The organism is Salisaeta longa DSM 21114, from assembly GCF_000419585.1.
Classification (GTDB): Bacteria; Bacteroidota; Rhodothermia; order Rhodothermales; family Salinibacteraceae; genus Salisaeta; species Salisaeta longa.
Map to the genome: position 1 here is coordinate 2896206 of NZ_ATTH01000001.1, position 14418 is coordinate 2910623.

General features: G+C 60.8%; 26 protein-coding genes. All 26 read left to right on the plus strand.

The genetic code is table 11. The features are described 5' to 3' along the window. Position 1: 1 nt before the first annotated feature. The 26 genes from rplW to rplQ all read left to right on the plus strand — a co-directional run bounded on the left by rplW (position 2) and on the right by rplQ (position 14302). The gene (gene rplW / locus SALLO_RS0112145; protein WP_022836579.1) at positions 2 to 307 is read left to right on the plus strand and encodes a 50S ribosomal protein L23; all 306 of its coding nucleotides are present in this window, start codon (positions 2 to 4) and stop codon (positions 305 to 307) included. A gap of 60 nt (positions 308 to 367) precedes the next feature. Further along, the gene (gene rplB / locus SALLO_RS0112150) at positions 368 to 1213 is read left to right on the plus strand and encodes a 50S ribosomal protein L2 (protein ID WP_022836580.1); all 846 of its coding nucleotides are present in this window, start codon (positions 368 to 370) and stop codon (positions 1211 to 1213) included. A gap of 55 nt (positions 1214 to 1268) precedes the next feature. After that, positions 1269 to 1556, plus strand: coding sequence for a 30S ribosomal protein S19 (gene rpsS / locus SALLO_RS0112155; RefSeq protein ID WP_022836581.1), 288 nt, complete (start codon positions 1269 to 1271; stop codon positions 1554 to 1556). Positions 1557 to 1607: 51 nt separating this feature from the next. Next, positions 1608 to 1967, plus strand: coding sequence for a 50S ribosomal protein L22 (rplV, locus tag SALLO_RS0112160; RefSeq protein ID WP_028567218.1), 360 nt, complete (start codon positions 1608 to 1610; stop codon positions 1965 to 1967). Between the two features lie 88 nt (positions 1968 to 2055). Next, entirely contained in the window at positions 2056 to 2772 is a 717-nt protein-coding gene (gene rpsC, locus SALLO_RS0112165; protein ID WP_022836583.1) for a 30S ribosomal protein S3, read from the plus strand. 63 nt (positions 2773 to 2835) lie between these two features. Further along, positions 2836 to 3261 (plus strand): 50S ribosomal protein L16, encoded by a 426-nt coding sequence (rplP, locus tag SALLO_RS0112170; protein WP_022836584.1) that lies wholly within the window; start codon positions 2836 to 2838, stop codon positions 3259 to 3261. Positions 3262 to 3304: 43 nt separating this feature from the next. Continuing rightward, complete coding sequence (gene rpmC / locus SALLO_RS0112175; protein ID WP_028567219.1) at positions 3305 to 3505, plus strand: 50S ribosomal protein L29; 201 nt, start codon at positions 3305 to 3307, stop codon at positions 3503 to 3505. Between the two features lie 50 nt (positions 3506 to 3555). Next, positions 3556 to 3843, plus strand: a complete 288-nt coding sequence (gene rpsQ, locus SALLO_RS0112180) for a 30S ribosomal protein S17 (RefSeq protein WP_022836585.1) — start codon at positions 3556 to 3558, stop codon at positions 3841 to 3843. A 94-nt stretch (positions 3844 to 3937) separates the two neighbouring features. Beyond that, positions 3938 to 4306 (plus strand): 50S ribosomal protein L14, encoded by a 369-nt coding sequence (gene rplN / locus SALLO_RS0112185; protein WP_022836586.1) that lies wholly within the window; start codon positions 3938 to 3940, stop codon positions 4304 to 4306. 78 nt (positions 4307 to 4384) lie between these two features. Further along, positions 4385 to 4771: a 50S ribosomal protein L24 gene (rplX, locus tag SALLO_RS0112190; RefSeq protein WP_022836587.1), complete on the plus strand. Its 387-nt coding sequence runs from the start codon at positions 4385 to 4387 to the stop codon at positions 4769 to 4771. Positions 4772 to 4834: 63 nt separating this feature from the next. Then, entirely contained in the window at positions 4835 to 5401 is a 567-nt protein-coding gene (gene rplE, locus SALLO_RS0112195; RefSeq protein ID WP_022836588.1) for a 50S ribosomal protein L5, read from the plus strand. Between the two features lie 43 nt (positions 5402 to 5444). Beyond that, positions 5445 to 5714 (plus strand): 30S ribosomal protein S14, encoded by a 270-nt coding sequence (gene rpsN / locus SALLO_RS0112200; RefSeq protein ID WP_022836589.1) that lies wholly within the window; start codon positions 5445 to 5447, stop codon positions 5712 to 5714. A gap of 67 nt (positions 5715 to 5781) precedes the next feature. Continuing rightward, positions 5782 to 6183, plus strand: a complete 402-nt coding sequence (gene rpsH, locus SALLO_RS0112205; RefSeq protein ID WP_022836590.1) for a 30S ribosomal protein S8 — start codon at positions 5782 to 5784, stop codon at positions 6181 to 6183. Between the two features lie 52 nt (positions 6184 to 6235). Beyond that, positions 6236 to 6820 carry a 50S ribosomal protein L6 gene (gene rplF, locus SALLO_RS0112210; protein WP_022836591.1) on the plus strand — a complete coding sequence of 195 codons (585 nt, stop codon included), beginning with the start codon at positions 6236 to 6238 and terminating at the stop codon, positions 6818 to 6820. A 72-nt stretch (positions 6821 to 6892) separates the two neighbouring features. Continuing rightward, positions 6893 to 7252, plus strand: coding sequence for a 50S ribosomal protein L18 (gene rplR / locus SALLO_RS0112215; RefSeq protein ID WP_022836592.1), 360 nt, complete (start codon positions 6893 to 6895; stop codon positions 7250 to 7252). Positions 7253 to 7305: 53 nt separating this feature from the next. Continuing rightward, positions 7306 to 7836 carry a 30S ribosomal protein S5 gene (gene rpsE / locus SALLO_RS0112220; RefSeq protein ID WP_022836593.1) on the plus strand — a complete coding sequence of 177 codons (531 nt, stop codon included), beginning with the start codon at positions 7306 to 7308 and terminating at the stop codon, positions 7834 to 7836. A gap of 32 nt (positions 7837 to 7868) precedes the next feature. Then, complete coding sequence (gene rpmD / locus SALLO_RS0112225) at positions 7869 to 8057, plus strand: 50S ribosomal protein L30 (protein WP_022836594.1); 189 nt, start codon at positions 7869 to 7871, stop codon at positions 8055 to 8057. Between the two features lie 68 nt (positions 8058 to 8125). Then, positions 8126 to 8590, plus strand: coding sequence for a 50S ribosomal protein L15 (gene rplO / locus SALLO_RS0112230; protein WP_022836595.1), 465 nt, complete (start codon positions 8126 to 8128; stop codon positions 8588 to 8590). A gap of 44 nt (positions 8591 to 8634) precedes the next feature. Beyond that, complete coding sequence (gene secY, locus SALLO_RS0112235) at positions 8635 to 9957, plus strand: preprotein translocase subunit SecY (RefSeq protein WP_022836596.1); 1323 nt, start codon at positions 8635 to 8637, stop codon at positions 9955 to 9957. Positions 9958 to 10007: 50 nt separating this feature from the next. Further along, positions 10008 to 10826 (plus strand): type I methionyl aminopeptidase, encoded by an 819-nt coding sequence (gene map, locus SALLO_RS0112240; RefSeq protein ID WP_022836597.1) that lies wholly within the window; start codon positions 10008 to 10010, stop codon positions 10824 to 10826. Between the two features lie 6 nt (positions 10827 to 10832). Beyond that, the gene (gene infA / locus SALLO_RS0112245; RefSeq protein WP_022836598.1) at positions 10833 to 11051 is read left to right on the plus strand and encodes a translation initiation factor IF-1; all 219 of its coding nucleotides are present in this window, start codon (positions 10833 to 10835) and stop codon (positions 11049 to 11051) included. A 74-nt stretch (positions 11052 to 11125) separates the two neighbouring features. Further along, positions 11126 to 11506, plus strand: a complete 381-nt coding sequence (rpsM, locus tag SALLO_RS0112250) for a 30S ribosomal protein S13 (RefSeq protein ID WP_022836599.1) — start codon at positions 11126 to 11128, stop codon at positions 11504 to 11506. 49 nt (positions 11507 to 11555) lie between these two features. Next, complete coding sequence (rpsK, locus tag SALLO_RS0112255; RefSeq protein WP_022836600.1) at positions 11556 to 11960, plus strand: 30S ribosomal protein S11; 405 nt, start codon at positions 11556 to 11558, stop codon at positions 11958 to 11960. A gap of 82 nt (positions 11961 to 12042) precedes the next feature. Further along, positions 12043 to 12645: a 30S ribosomal protein S4 gene (gene rpsD / locus SALLO_RS0112260; protein WP_022836601.1), complete on the plus strand. Its 603-nt coding sequence runs from the start codon at positions 12043 to 12045 to the stop codon at positions 12643 to 12645. A 130-nt stretch (positions 12646 to 12775) separates the two neighbouring features. After that, entirely contained in the window at positions 12776 to 13759 is a 984-nt protein-coding gene (locus SALLO_RS0112265; protein ID WP_022836602.1) for a DNA-directed RNA polymerase subunit alpha, read from the plus strand. Positions 13760 to 13831: 72 nt separating this feature from the next. Continuing rightward, positions 13832 to 14302 carry a 50S ribosomal protein L17 gene (gene rplQ, locus SALLO_RS0112270; protein WP_022836603.1) on the plus strand — a complete coding sequence of 157 codons (471 nt, stop codon included), beginning with the start codon at positions 13832 to 13834 and terminating at the stop codon, positions 14300 to 14302. Positions 14303 to 14418: the final 116 nt, after the last annotated feature.

Below are 14418 nucleotides of genomic sequence, written 5' to 3' on the forward strand. Positions count from 1 at the left end.
CATGAGCAAACGAGTGCTGATTAAGCCGTACGTGACGGAGAAGACGACCCGGCAAATGGCCGAGGACAAATACACGTTTGTCGTACGCCTCGATGCCACGAAGCCCGCGATCAAACAGGCCGTAGAGCAGGCCTACAAAGACGAGGGCGTGCGCGTGACGAAGGTGCGCACTCAAATTGTGCCGGGCAAGCGGCGCCGTCAGTTCCGCGAAGGCAGCATGATTGAAGGCCGCACCTCGGGCTTCAAAAAAGCCATCGTGGAGCTCGACCCCGAAGGCGGAAGCATCGACTTCTTCGACGCGATATAACCGACGACCGCACGCTGTTGAACTTGCCGGGTACCGCCCGGCGCAACCTACTGTTTTGCTATGGCCATTAAGAAGCTCAAACCCAACACGAACGGGCAGCGGCACCGCTCGGGATCCGCATTCGACGACATCACAAAGACGGAGCCCGAAAAGAGCCTGCTGGAGCCGCTGAAGAAAAGCGGCGGCCGCAACAACCACGGCCGGATGACGATGCGCTACCGCGGCGGCGGCCACAAGCGCCGCTACCGCATCATCGACTTTAAGCGCAACCACAAAGACGGCATCCCGGCAACGGTTGCTAGCATTGAGTACGACCCGAACCGCACCGCGCGCATCGCGCTGCTGGTATACGCCGATGGCGAGAAGTCGTACATCATTGCACCCGACGGACTGGAGGTGGGCAGCACAGTGGAAAGCGGCCCAACGGCCTCGCCCGATGTGGGCAACTGCTTGCCGCTCGAAAACATCCCGGTGGGTACGTTTGTGCACGCGGTTGAGATGAAGCCCGGAAAGGGCGCCCAGCTTGCACGCTCGGCGGGCACGCACGCCCAGCTGACGGCCCGCGAGGGGAAGTACGCAACGCTCGCGCTTCCCTCGGGCGAGACGCGCCTGGTACCGGCCAAGTGCCGCGCCACGGTGGGCACCACGAGCAACGTAGACCACATGAACATCGACCTGGGCAAGGCCGGCCGTAAGCGTTGGCTGGGCCGCCGCCCCCGCACGCGTGGCGTAGCCATGAACCCGGTCGACCACCCGATGGGCGGCGGTGAAGGCCGCGCCTCGGGCGGACACCCGCGGTCGCGCAAGGGCGTGCCGGCAAAGGGCTACAAGACGCGCAAGCGCAACAAGGACTCAAACAAGTACATCATCCGGCGCCGTACCGAGAAGAAAAACCGCAAGCGATAAGTAACGCACGCGGCGCCTCCCGACGGACTCGCACGACTAAGACGCACGAACTGTTATGCCTCGCTCGCTACGCAAAGGGCCTTACGTCTATTACAAGCTGCAACGTAAGGTCGACGCGCTGAACGAATCCAACGACAAGAAGGTCATCAAGACCTGGAGCCGGGATTCGCTCGTTACGCCCGCTTTTGTGGGCCACACCTTTGCCGTGCACAACGGCCGCCAGTTCATTCCGGTGTACGTCACCGAGAACATGGTAGGCCACAAACTGGGCGAGTTTGCGCCCACGCGCACCTTTAAGGGGCACGCGAAGTCGAAGGTCGACAAGCGCACGCGCCGTCCGTAACATCGGATGGGTCGCCTCGGGACGATTCACGCCTAAACCTAAGCTACCGCGATGGAAGCACGAGCCGTACGCAAACACATTCGCTGTTCGCCCATGAAGATGCGCCGCGTCATTAACTTGGTGCGCGGGCGCAACGTGGCCGAGGCGATGGCCATCCTCAACTACATGCCGCAGCGGCCCACAAAATTTGTGAGCAAGACGCTGCGCTCCGCCGTGTTTAACCTGATGGACAAGCACGACGAGCGGTTTGATGATGGCGAGCTGGTAATCAAAGAGATTCGGGCCGACGAAGGGCCGGTCTTTAAGCGCTATCAGCCCCGAGCGCGCGGGCGGGCAGCACCGATTCGTAAGCGCACTACACACCTCACGGTAATCGTGGGCGTAGCTGCGCTCGAAGAAGCCGAGGCATAAACCGTTCATTGCACTTGCGCCTTCGTCTGCGGCACACAGGCGACGAAGGGCCACAGACTAAGGACAAGACAAGGAACCACACCTACCTATGGGCCAAAAAATACACCCTGTCGGGCTTCGTTTGGGGATCATCCGCGGTTGGGATTCCAACTGGTACTCGGAAGAAAACCTGCAAGAGAAGCTCGTTGAAGACAACACGATTCGCGAGTACCTGGAAGCGCGCCTGCGCCGTGCCGGCCTGAGCCGGACGGTCATTGAGCGCACGCCCAAGCGCGTGATCCTCACGCTGCACACCAGCCGTCCGGGCGTGGTCATTGGCCGCGGCGGATCGGAGGTCGAAAAGCTGCGCGAAGAGCTCAAGACGCTCACGGGCAAAGACATCCAGGTCAACATCAGCGAGATTAAGCGCCCCGAGCTGGATGCCGCGCTGGTGGCCAAAAACATTGCGCAGCAGCTGGAGGGTCGCATTTCCTTCCGCCGTGCCATGAAGCAGGCCATGACCGCCGCGATGCGCATGGGCGCCGAGGGCTGCCGCATCCGCGCCGCCGGTCGCCTGGGCGGGGCCGAGATGGGACGCATCGAGGAGTACCTGGAAGGCCGTGTGCCGCTGCACACCCTGCGCGCCGACATCGACTTTGCCAAAGCAACAGCGTTTACCATCTACGGCACCATTGGCATTAAGGTGTGGATTCACCGCGGCGAGATCCTTGGCACGCCCGACCTAAGCCCCAACGTGCAAGCGCAGCAGCGCAAGCGTCCGAAGGGCGGGCGCTCCGGCGGCCGTGGCCGACGGAGCCGCCGCTAACCGCACGCCCCAACCTGTTCGTCACCCGGCAGCCCGTGCTGCCCTCGTTGAAACTACCACGCTATGCTACAACCCAAACGCACAAAGCACCGCAAGGCCCAGCGCAACCAGGGCATCAAGAAAGGCAACGCCACGCGCGGCACGCGCATCAACTTTGGCGACTTTGCCCTGAAGGCCCTGGAGCATGGCCAGATCACCAGCCGCCAGATTGAGGCGGCGCGTGTGGCCATCAACCGCCACATGAAGCGGGCCGGCAAGGTGTGGATCCGGATCTACCCGGACAAGCCCGTAACCAAGACGCCTGCCGAAACCCGCATGGGGAAAGGAAAAGGGGCGCCGGAGTTCTACGTGGCCGAAATTCAGCCGGGGCGCGTGCTCTTTGAAGTGGGCGGCGGCGTCTCGCGCGAGGTTGCGCAAGAAGCGCTGCGCCTCGGGCGCCACAAGCTGCCCATCCGCACGAAGTTTGTTGCGCGCCCGGTGCTCGGGTAACCGCGCACTGGCTTCCCGTTGACCAAGAGACCCTGTTGCCGTTATGACGCCCCAAGAAATTCGCAACTTAAGCGCTGAAGAGATTGAGCAGCGCATTGACGAAGAGCAAGAACAGCTCGACGAGCTTCGCTTTCAGCACGCCATTCAGGGCCAGCTGGAAAACCCGATGCTCCTTCGCAAGAAGCGCCGTACGATTGCGCGACTGAAGACGATTTTGAACGAGAAAGCACGCGCGGTATCCTGAGCGACGCCGCATAGCGCCGCGCCTCACAAGACACTTGAGATCGATTGGTTATGGAAGACACGCCTACAGCAGAGCGCAACACCACCGAGCGCAACGCGCGCAAAGAACGCGTGGGCATTGTGGTGAGCGACAAGATGGAAAAGACCATCACCGTTGCGGTACGTCGGCAGATGAAGCACCCGATGTACGGCAAGTACCTGGAGCGCTCCTCCAAGATGCTCGTGCACGACGAAGAGAACGAAGCGAGCGAGGGCGACACGGTGCGCATCATGGAGACGCGCCCCTTGAGCAAGCGCAAGCGCTGGCGGCTGGTTGAAATTGTAGAATACGCCAAGTAACCCCGTCGACAGGCTGCGCGAGCGGCCCCTGGCCCCGCCGCCTGCGCGTTTCCGACGCTCGACACTCTCCACCTGTTAGAGGACTTTTGAAGCAATGGTTCAGCAAGAAAGCAAATTGAAGGTCGCCGACAATAGCGGGGCCAAGGAAGTTCAGTGCATCCGCGTGCTGGGCAGCAGCGGGCGCCGCTATGCCCGACTGGGCGACCGCATCATGGTGTCCGTGAAGTCGGCCATTCCCGGCGGTACCGTGGGCAAGGGCGACGTGAGCCCGGCCGTTGTGGTGCGCACGCGCAAGGAAGTGCGCCGGCCGGACGGGTCGTACATCCGCTTCGACGAGAACGCGGCCGTGCTCATCGACAACCAGAACGAACCGGTGGGCACCCGTGTGTTTGGCCCGGTGGCGCGCGAGCTGCGTGAGAAGCAATTCATGCGCATCGTATCGCTCGCCCCCGAGGTGCTGTAAGCGCACGGCCTATGTGCCGCCCCGGGCTGTACCGCAGCCCGCCTCCACGACATTGTATCGATAGTTGCCATCTGACCGATGCCACGAACAACGAACAAGCGCAAAAAGCTTCACATAAAGAAGGGCGACCGCGTGATGCTCAACAAAACGATCACCTCGGCCCCCTCTGCGGGCGAGGATCGTGAGAAGGGCTACATTGGAAAAGTCCTCCGGGTCTTTCCTGAACGCGAGCGCATCATTGTGGAAGGCGTAAACATGCGCGTCTTCCACGAGAAGCCACGGATGGGCCAGCCCGAGGGCGGCCGCATCGAGCGCGAAGCCCCCATTCACGCCTCCAACGTGAACCCGGTGGACAGCAACGATAACCCGACGCGCATTGGGCGGAAGAAGATTGAAGATCCGGAAAGCGGTGCAAGCCGCTGGGTGCGGTACGCGAAAACGACCGGCGAAGAACTCGACAACTAAGCGCCTCTGCGCGCCCGCCGCCGCCGTGCGGCGCATCATCACCTGTAGAACTGCAAACGTGTCATGGCCACTACTCCGCGACTGAAAGAGCGCTATAACGACGAGGTTCGTCCCGACCTGAAAGACCAGTTCGGACACAGCAATGTGATGGAGGTGCCCCGCCTCGAAAAAATCTGCATCAACAAGGGCGTGGGCGAAGCCGCCGAGAACCAGAAGGTGCTTGACGATGCCATCGACGAGCTGCGCCGCATCACCGGTCAGCATCCGACGGTGCGCCGCTCGAAGAAGAGCATCTCGAACTTTGGGTTGCGGAAAGGCATGCCGGTGGGCGTGTCCGTCATACTGCGCGACGCGCGCATGTACGAGTTTATGGATCGCCTCACCACGCTTGCGCTCCCCAACATTCGCGACTTCCGCGGCGTGCCCGACCGTAGCTTTGACGGCCACGGCAACTACACGCTGGGCATCGCAGAGCAAACCATCTTTCCAGAAATTGATGTGGACAAGGTCGACCGCATCAGCGGCATGGACATCACATTTGTGACGAGCGCCGACACCGACGAGGAAGCCTATGCACTGCTGAAAGGCCTGGGCATGCCCTTCGTACGGCGCGAAGAACAAGCCGCGTAAGGCCTGTCCTCCACTGTAGACGAGAATACCGACCCCGACTGTCATGGCTAAAAAGAGCTGGATTGCACGCGAAGAGAAACGCCGCGAGCTGCACGAAAAGTACAAAGAGAAGCGCCGTCGGCTGAAAGAAGAGGGCCGCTGGGTGGAGCTGCAAAAGCTCCCGCGCGACTCGAGTCCGGTGCGCCAAAACAACCGCTGCCCCATCTGCGGGCGCGACAACGGTTTCATCCGTGAGTTTGGCGTGTGCCGCATCTGTTTCCGCGAGATGGCCCTCGAAGGGCGCATCCCCGGCGTGCGGAAGTCAAGCTGGTAAGCACCGCGCGGCCCGCGACAGCCCGCGCACACATGCACCATCAGATTTTACAGAACCGAAGACCGTAATGAGTGGAATCTCCGACCCGGTGGCCGATTACTTGGCACGCATCAAGAACGGGCAACAGGCCAACCATCAGTACATTGACATCCCGGCCTCGCGCCTGAAGCGCGCGATCACCCAGATTCTGCTGGAAAAGGGATACATCAAAAACTACCTGAACATCGACGACGGGAAGCAGGGGCTGTTGCGCCTGTACCTGAAGTACGATGAGGCCGGCTTGCCCGCCATCAAGACGCTCGACCGCGTGTCGCGCCCCGGATTGCGCGAGTACGCCAAGGCACAAGAGGTTCCGCGCGTGAAGAACGGGCTGGGCATTGCCATTTTGTCCACGTCGCGCGGCGTTATGAGCGACAAAGAAGCGCGCCGCTTTAACGTAGGAGGCGAGGTGCTTGCCAAAGTATTTTAACGCCCCTGCCGGTTTCACGCAATTCCGCTGACTTCAACGAGGTGACAGACGCATGGCTCGCATAGGCAGCAAGCCGATTCAACTTAATGACAAGGTGACCGTGTCGGTCGACAAGGCCAACCGCGTAACCGTACAAGGACCGAAGGGTGAACTGATCGAGCAAATCGATCCGGACATGACCGTGTCGGTCGAGGACGACGCCGTTGTGGTAGATCGGCCCACAAACCAGAAGCGCCACCGGGCCTTGCACGGCCTCTCGCGCTCCCTGATCGACAACATGGTCGAAGGCGTAACCAATGGATACAAGAAGCGCCTCGTGCTAATTGGCGTGGGTTACCGCGCCGAAGTGGACAACGACGGCGTCCTGGAGCTCGCCCTTGGCTACTCGCACCCCATCTTTTTCATGCCGCCCGAGGAGGTGAGCATCTCCATTGGCGATGCCAAAAGTGTGAGCGTGAGCGGTGCGAAAGACAACGTAACCACCGTTGTAGAGGTGGAGGGCATCGACAAGCAGTTGGTAGGCCAGGTGGCCGCCAAAATTCGAAGCCTCCGCCCGCCCGAAGTGTACAAAGGCAAGGGCGTGCGCTACGATGGCGAGCACGTATCGCTGAAAGCCGGTAAGACGGCCGCTCGCTAGCCGTAGACCCTGCAACGCCCCACGCAACGGGGCTGCTGACCGGCTCAACATCGAACGATTTATAGCAGACTCATGGCGAAAGGATCAAAAGAAAAAGCCGCACGCCGCAAGCGTGTGCACGATAGCATTCGGCAGACCATCATGGGAACGTCGCAGCGCCCGCGGTTGTCGGTGTACCGCTCGAACAAGTACATCTACGCGCAGCTCATTGACGACCTGAGCGGCAAGACGCTGACCGCAGCATCGAGCCTCGAAGCGGACGTCAGCGGCGAGAACCGGACCGAGGAGAGCCGCCACGTTGGCGAGCTCGTGGCCGAGCGTGCCCAAGAGGAAGGCATTACCAAGGCGGTGTTTGACCGCAGCGGCTACAAGTATCACGGGCGTGTACGCGCCGTGGCTGAAGGCGCACGCGACGGCGGCCTGCATCTGTAACGCCAGCAGGCGCCGCCCCGTAACACTCTGCATCAATTGAAACGCAAGCTATTATGGCGAAACGAAACAAAGGCCGCAAGCGCGTCAATGCCGATAAGCGCCAAGAAAATTGGGTGGATCGGCTCGTGACCGTCAACCGCGTGTCGAAGGTTGTGAAGGGCGGACGCCGCTTCTCCTTCAACACCGTGGTGGTGGTAGGCAACGAAAACGGCCTGGTAGGCACCGGGCTGGGGAAAGCCAACGACGTGTCGAGCGCGATTAGCAAGGGCAACGACGATGCCAAGAAGAACCTGATCCGCGTGCCCATCCGCGATGGCACCATCCCGCACGAAGTGGTCGGTCAGCAGGACTCGGGCCGCGTGCTGCTTAAGCCAGCCGCGCCGGGTACCGGCGTGATTGCAGGTGGCGGTGTGCGCGCCGTGCTTGAGTGCGCCGGGTTGAAGAATGTGCTCTCGAAGTCATTGGGTACAAGCAACCCGCACAACCAGGTGAAGGCCACCATCAACGCCCTCGCGCAGCTTGAGGACGCCGTGGAAGTGGCCAAGCGCCGTGGAATTCCGCTGGAGAAAGTCTTCAACGGATAAGCTCCGATTCATCGTCTGACCGCGTAACTGCTATGGCAAAGATCAAAATTACACAGGTGCGGAGCACCAACCGCCGGTCGCAGCGCCAACGAAGAACCATGAAAGCGTTGGGCCTGCGTCGCATTCGGCACACCGTAACGCACAACGACTCGCCGCAAATTCGCGGCATGATCGACACGGTGCGTCACCTGGTAACCACCGAAGTGGTGGACGACGCGTAACTGTACTGTTCATGACGGCTTTTCTTGTGCTACACCAGCACAGCACAAGCCGATAGCTTCCCAAGATTATGGATTTGAGTAACCTATCCCCTGCTGAAGGGGCCACGACCGATCGCAAGCGCATTGGGCGCGGCGTAGGCTCGGGCTACGGCGGCCACAGCTCCACGCGGGGCAACAAAGGCCAAAGCAGCCGTTCGGGGTCAAAGAACCGCCCGGTATGGTTTGAAGGCGGCCAAATGCCGCTGTATCGCCGGCTGCCCAAGTTCGGGTTCACGAATCCCTTTCGTACCGAATACAGCATTGTAAACGTGGGCCGCCTCGACCGGCTGGTTGATGAGGGCGTGCTCGATGCCGACGCCGACGTGACGCCGGAGGTGCTTGAAGCCATTGGCGCGGTGCGCAGTGCCGAGCGCGTGAAGGTATTGGGCGATGGCCCGCTGGAGGCGTCGCTGACGATCAGCGCGCACGCCTTTAGCGACTCGGCCCGCGAAAAAATTGCGTCCGCTGGCGGATCGGCCACGGTGATTGAATAAGCCGAGACCCGCACAACGGTCTCACTCACAAACCCCCGCAGGTTATGGCAGGGCTTGCCGAAAGCATTCGTAACATCTGGAAAATTGAGGAGCTGCGCGAGCGGATCCTGTATACCCTGGGCATCCTGGTGGTGTACCGCTTGGGCACCTACGTCACGCTTCCGGGCGTTGACGCAGCGCTGCTTGAGCAAATCAACGCACAGGCCGGGTCTGGGGGGCTGTTTGGCTTCCTGGATATGTTCGTGGGCGGCGCCTTTCGCCAGGCGGGCATTTTTGCACTGGGCATCATGCCGTACATTACGGCCTCCATTATCATCCAGTTGATGGGGGCGGTGGTGCCGTACTTCCAGAAGCTGCAGCGTGAAGGCGAAGAAGGCCGGCGCAAGATTACGCAGCTTACGCGGTATGGCACAGTGGGCATCACGGCGCTGCAGTCCATTGGCTACGCCATTAACCTGCAATACGGCGCGACCGGGCAGGCCATCGTGATCAACTCGACGTTCTTCATGTTCACGACGGTCCTCACGCTTACGGCAGGTACCGTGTTTGTGATGTGGCTGGGTGAGCGCATCAGCGAGGATGGCATTGGCAACGGCATTTCGCTCATCATTATGGTGGGCATCATCGCATTCCTGCCGCAGGCGCTCTTAAACGAGGTAAGCCTGCTGGGCAGCAACATCTTCTTGCTGCTGCTGGAGATTGCCGTGTGGGTGCTCGTCACCGCGGGCGTGGTGCTGGTGTCGCAGGGCACGCGGCGCATTCCGGTGAAGTATGCGAAGCGCGTCGTGGGCCGCAAGATGTACGGCGGCACGACGCAGTACCTGCCGCTGCGCGTCAACGCGGCCGGCGTGATGCCGATCATCTTCGCGCAATCCATTATGTTTTTGCCGTCGACGGTGGCGTCGTTCTTTCCGAACAGCCCCTTCATGCAGATGATGGGGCGCTGGTTCTCTGACATCAGCAGTTGGGGCTACTCGGGCGTGTTCTTCTTCATCTGTGTCTTCTTCACGTACTTCTACACGGCCATTGCGGTGAACCCGCAGCAGATGGCCGATACGATGAAGCGCCAAGGCGGCTTCATTCCGGGCGTGCGCCCGGGGCGCCAGACGGCGGAGTTCATTGACAACATCCTCACGCGCATCACGCTGCCGGGCTCGATCTTCCTGGGGCTGGTGGCCATTCTGCCGGCGTTTGCGATGAAGGCCGGTATCTCGCAGCAGTTTGCGATTTTCTTTGGCGGCACGAGCCTGCTCATTTTGGTGCAGGTTACGCTTGACACCTTACAACAAATTGAAAGCCACTTGCTCATGCGTCATTACGATGGATTTATGAAGAGCGGTGGATCGGTGCGCGGGCGGCGCGTGTAGCTCCGATGGGATGGATACGAAGGATCTGGCAACGGTTGGTTGGACGACACATGGTGCATCTGAAAAGCAAGCGGGAGATTGAGAAGCTGCGGGCCAGCGCCGAGCTCGTCAGCCGTACCCTTGCCGAAGTCGGGCGCCACGTGGCCGTCGGTGTAACGACGAACGAGCTTGATGCCATTGCCGAAGACTTCATCCGAACACATGGGGCCGAGCCTGCATTCAAGGGTCATCGGCACGGAAAAAACGTGTTTCCGGCCACGCTGTGTACGTCAGTTAACGACCACGTCGTGCACGGCATCCCAAGCGATTACGCGCTGCAGCCCGGCGACCTTTTGTCGGTGGACTGCGGCGTTGTACTCGACGGATTTATTGGAGACAGCGCGTTTACGTTTGCGGTGGGTACCCTCGCGGACGAGGATTACACGCTGTGCCGTGTGACGCACGAGGGCCTTAATGCAGGCATTGAAGCGGCGGTTGCCGGGCATCACATTGGCGATATTGGCGCCGCTGTTGAAGCCCGCTGTGCCGATTACGGTATTGTGCGCGACTTGTGCGGGCACGGTGTAGGACGCAGCCTGTGGGAACAGCCACAGGTGCCCAATTACGGCAGCCCAGGTACCGGACGCACGCTGCGTAAGGGCTTAACGATTTGCATTGAGCCCATGATTAACCACGGCACGGCCGAGGTGTACACGGCCGACGACGGATGGACCGTGGCCACGGCCGACGGAACGCGCTCGGCCCACTACGAACACATGATTGCTGTGCGCGACGGCGCACCTGAAGTACTCAGCACGTTTGACTACATCGAAGACGTCACCGTGCCGCCGTACCTTCGCCCCGAATCAACTTCTACAGACGATACTTGACGTACTATGGCGAAAGAAGAAGCCATCGAACAAGACGGCGAAGTCATTGAGGCTTTGCCCAACGCACAGTTTCGCGTTGAGCTAGAGAACGGCCACGAGATTCTCGGGCTGCTCTCGGGCAAAATGCGCATGAACTACATTAAGATTTTGCCGGGCGACCGCGTAAAAGTCGAACTGTCCCCGTACGATCTGTCGAAGGGGCGGATTGTGTACCGTTACAAGTAAGCGTTGTATCACGCGGCGACGCGCACGCACGGCCCCTGGCCGCCACTGTTGATTTAGAACCGTATCAGACGTACATGCCACGTATTGCAGGAGTTGACGTACCGGACCACAAGCACGGCGAAATTGCCCTCACCGAAATTTTCGGGGTGGGGCGCTCGCGTGCAAACACGATTCTTGAAGAGGCGGGCCTCGACCCGTCGGTGCCGCCCCGAGAGTGGGACGATGCCGATACGCGCGAGGTGCGTCGTATCATTGAAGAGGAGTACACCGTGGAAGGCCAGCTGCGCACCGAGGTGCAAATGAACATCAAGCGCCTGATGGATATTGGGTGCTACCGTGGGCTGCGCCACCGCAAGGGACTGCCCGTTAATGGGCAACGCACCCGCACCAATGCGCGCACCCGCAAGGGCCGTCGCAAGACGGTGGCCGGGCGCAAGCAAGCCCCGCGGAAATAGCGCGCGGCGCATCGCCAGCCTCCATTCGTTTTAAGGAAGACCTCCAACCATGGCAAAAGAAAAGAAAAAGGGCGGCAAGCGAACCGTCCGCAAGAAAAACGTTGTTGTAGAGTCGAACGGCCGTGCCTACATCAAGGCCACGTTCAACAACGTGATTGTAACCATCACCGATCAGTACGGCAACACCATTTCGTGGGCCAGTGCCGGCAAAATGGGCTTTAAAGGCAGCCGCAAAAATACGCCGTACGCGGCACAGCGCGCCGGTCAGTCGGCTGCGCAAGAAGCCTACGACCTGGGCCTGCGACGCGTAGATGTGTTCGTGAAAGGGCCGGGCTCGGGCCGCGAGGGCGCCGTGCGTGCGCTTGACGATGTGGGGCTGGATGTGGCTACGATTCGTGACGTAACGCCGCTGCCGCACAACGGCTGCCGCCCGCCAAAGCGCCGGCGCGTCTAACCCCTTCTTGGATGCTGCGTGCCGGGTCGCTGCCCGGTACCGGCGTCTCCTGACATCGACTATCGATAATTACTATTGAGATATGGCCCGATACCGAGGACCAAAACAGAAAGTTGCCCGCCGTTTTAAAGAGCCCATCTTTGGGCCGAGCAAGGCGCTAGAGCGTAAGCCCTATCCGCCCGGACAGCATGGCCGCAACCGCCGACGCCGTGAGAGCGAATATGCGGTGCAGCTGAAGGAAAAGCAAAAAGCGAAGTACACCTACGGCCTGCTGGAGCGCCAATTCAAGAACCTGTTCGATAAGGCAACGCGCAAACAGGGCGTGACGGGCGAAAACCTGCTGCGGTTTCTGGAGGCGCGCCTTGACAACGTCGTGTTCCGGTTGGGCATTGCCCGCACGCGCCGCCAGGCCCGTCAGTTTGTGACGCACGGGCACATCATGGTAAACGGCGAGCCGGTCAACATCCCCTCGTACGAGCTGCAGGCGGATGACATCGTGGCCGTACGCCCGAAGAGTCGCCAGTTGGAAGTGATCAAGGACAACATCGAGCGGCAGCGTCGCAACTACGCTTGGATGGAAATGGACCGCAACGAGATGAAGGGACGGTTCATTGCGCTGCCTGAGCGCGAAGAGATCCCGGAAAACATTGACGAGCAGCTCATCGTCGAGCTCTACTCGAAGTAAGCGACGCCCGCGATGGCCCGATGCCGCGAGGCCCCGGGCGCGGCCTGCACGGCGCCGCTCCGCTATCAGGTGCCGCCGGCGCGCATTCGCATCTTCACCCTACTGCTGATTAGCACGATCAACCGAGCGTATGAACAACTACGGGCTTGAAATGCCGGAGGGCGTCCAGATTGAAACGATGGACGACCAGTCCGGGCGATTTATCATTGAACCGCTGGAGCAGGGCTTTGGCGTAACCATCGGCAACGCGCTGCGCCGCGTGCTGCTCTCGTCGCTGCGTGGGCTCGCCATCACGGCCATCAAGATTGACGGGGTGCAGCACGAGTTCTCGACCATCGACGGCGTGACGGAAGATGTCTCCGACATCATCCTTAACCTCAAGGGCGTGCGCTTCAAAGCAGAGGAGATGAAGGAAGGGCACCTCCACCTGGCGCTTGAGGGCCCCGGTGCATGGACCGCTGCCGACATTGCCGACGAAACGTCCGAGTTTGAGGTCCTGAACCCGGAGCAGCACATCGCGACGCTCGCCGAAGATGCGTCCATCAACGTGGACCTGCGCGTGGGCTTTGGGCGCGGATACGTCCCGTCTGAAGAAAACAAGCGTGAGGACGACCCCATCGGCGTCATTGCCATCGACTCGATCTTCACGCCGATCAAGAACGTGAAGTACTCGGTGAAGCCAACCCGTGTGGGGCAAAAAATCAACTACGAGCAGCTCACGCTCGACGTGGATACCGATGGATCGGTAACGCCCGAAGAGGCCCTTACGCGGGCTGCTTCCATCCTGCGCGATCACGTCGACTTCTTCATCCAGCTCGATGAAGAGCCCGAGCCGGCCGTTGAGGAGCAAGAAGTGGATGAGGAAGTGAAGCGCATCCGCGACCTGCTGTCGCAGCCGGTGGACGAGCTCGACCTCTCGGTGCGTTCGCACAACTGCCTGAAGGCGGCCAGCATCAAGAACATTGGCGACCTCGTGCGTCGCGAAGAAAACGAGATGCTGAAGTTCCGCAACTTTGGCCGTAAGTCGCTCCAGGAGCTGAAGGATGTGCTCGACGAGCGCGGGCTGCACTTTGGCATGAACGTCGAAGAATACCTCGAAGAGGCCACCAACTAATTTCTTGGGATGCAGGCGCCGCCGCCTGCGTTGGCCCCTGCCCCTTGAAACCTGAGAATCAACTATATTGCCATGAGACATCGGAAGAAAGGAAATAAGCTGGGGCGCGACGCTGCCCATCGTAAGGCAACGCTCGCCGCACTGGCGCGCGCGCTCATCGAGCACAAGCGCATCCGCACCACCACCGCAAAGGCCAAGGCGCTGCGCCCCTTCGTGGAGCCGCTCATCACGCGGGCGAAGGAAGACACCACGCACAACCGCCGCCAGGTCTTTCGCCGCCTGCAAAGCAAAGAGTCGGTGACGGAGCTGTTTACCGAGGTGGGGCCGGAAGTGGCCGGACGCCCGGGCGGCTACACGCGTATCGTAAAGCTCGGCCGTCGCTCGGGCGATGGCGCTGAGCTCTCGGTGATTGAGCTGGTGGACTACAACGACGTGAAGCCGGGCAACACCGGCAGCAGCAGCTCCAGCACGCGCCGCGGCAGTGGCAAAGGCCGCCGCGAAGAGACGAGCAGCGAGCCGGAAGAAGCAGCTGCGGGCGCCTGATTCCGCTTCAAGACATACGTCTTGTCAAATGCCTCCTTGGGGTTGCCCAGGGAGGCATTTGTTGTTTGTATTCGGCGTGGGCTATTTCTATTATAGGAACAGCAGGCCCTTTCGTT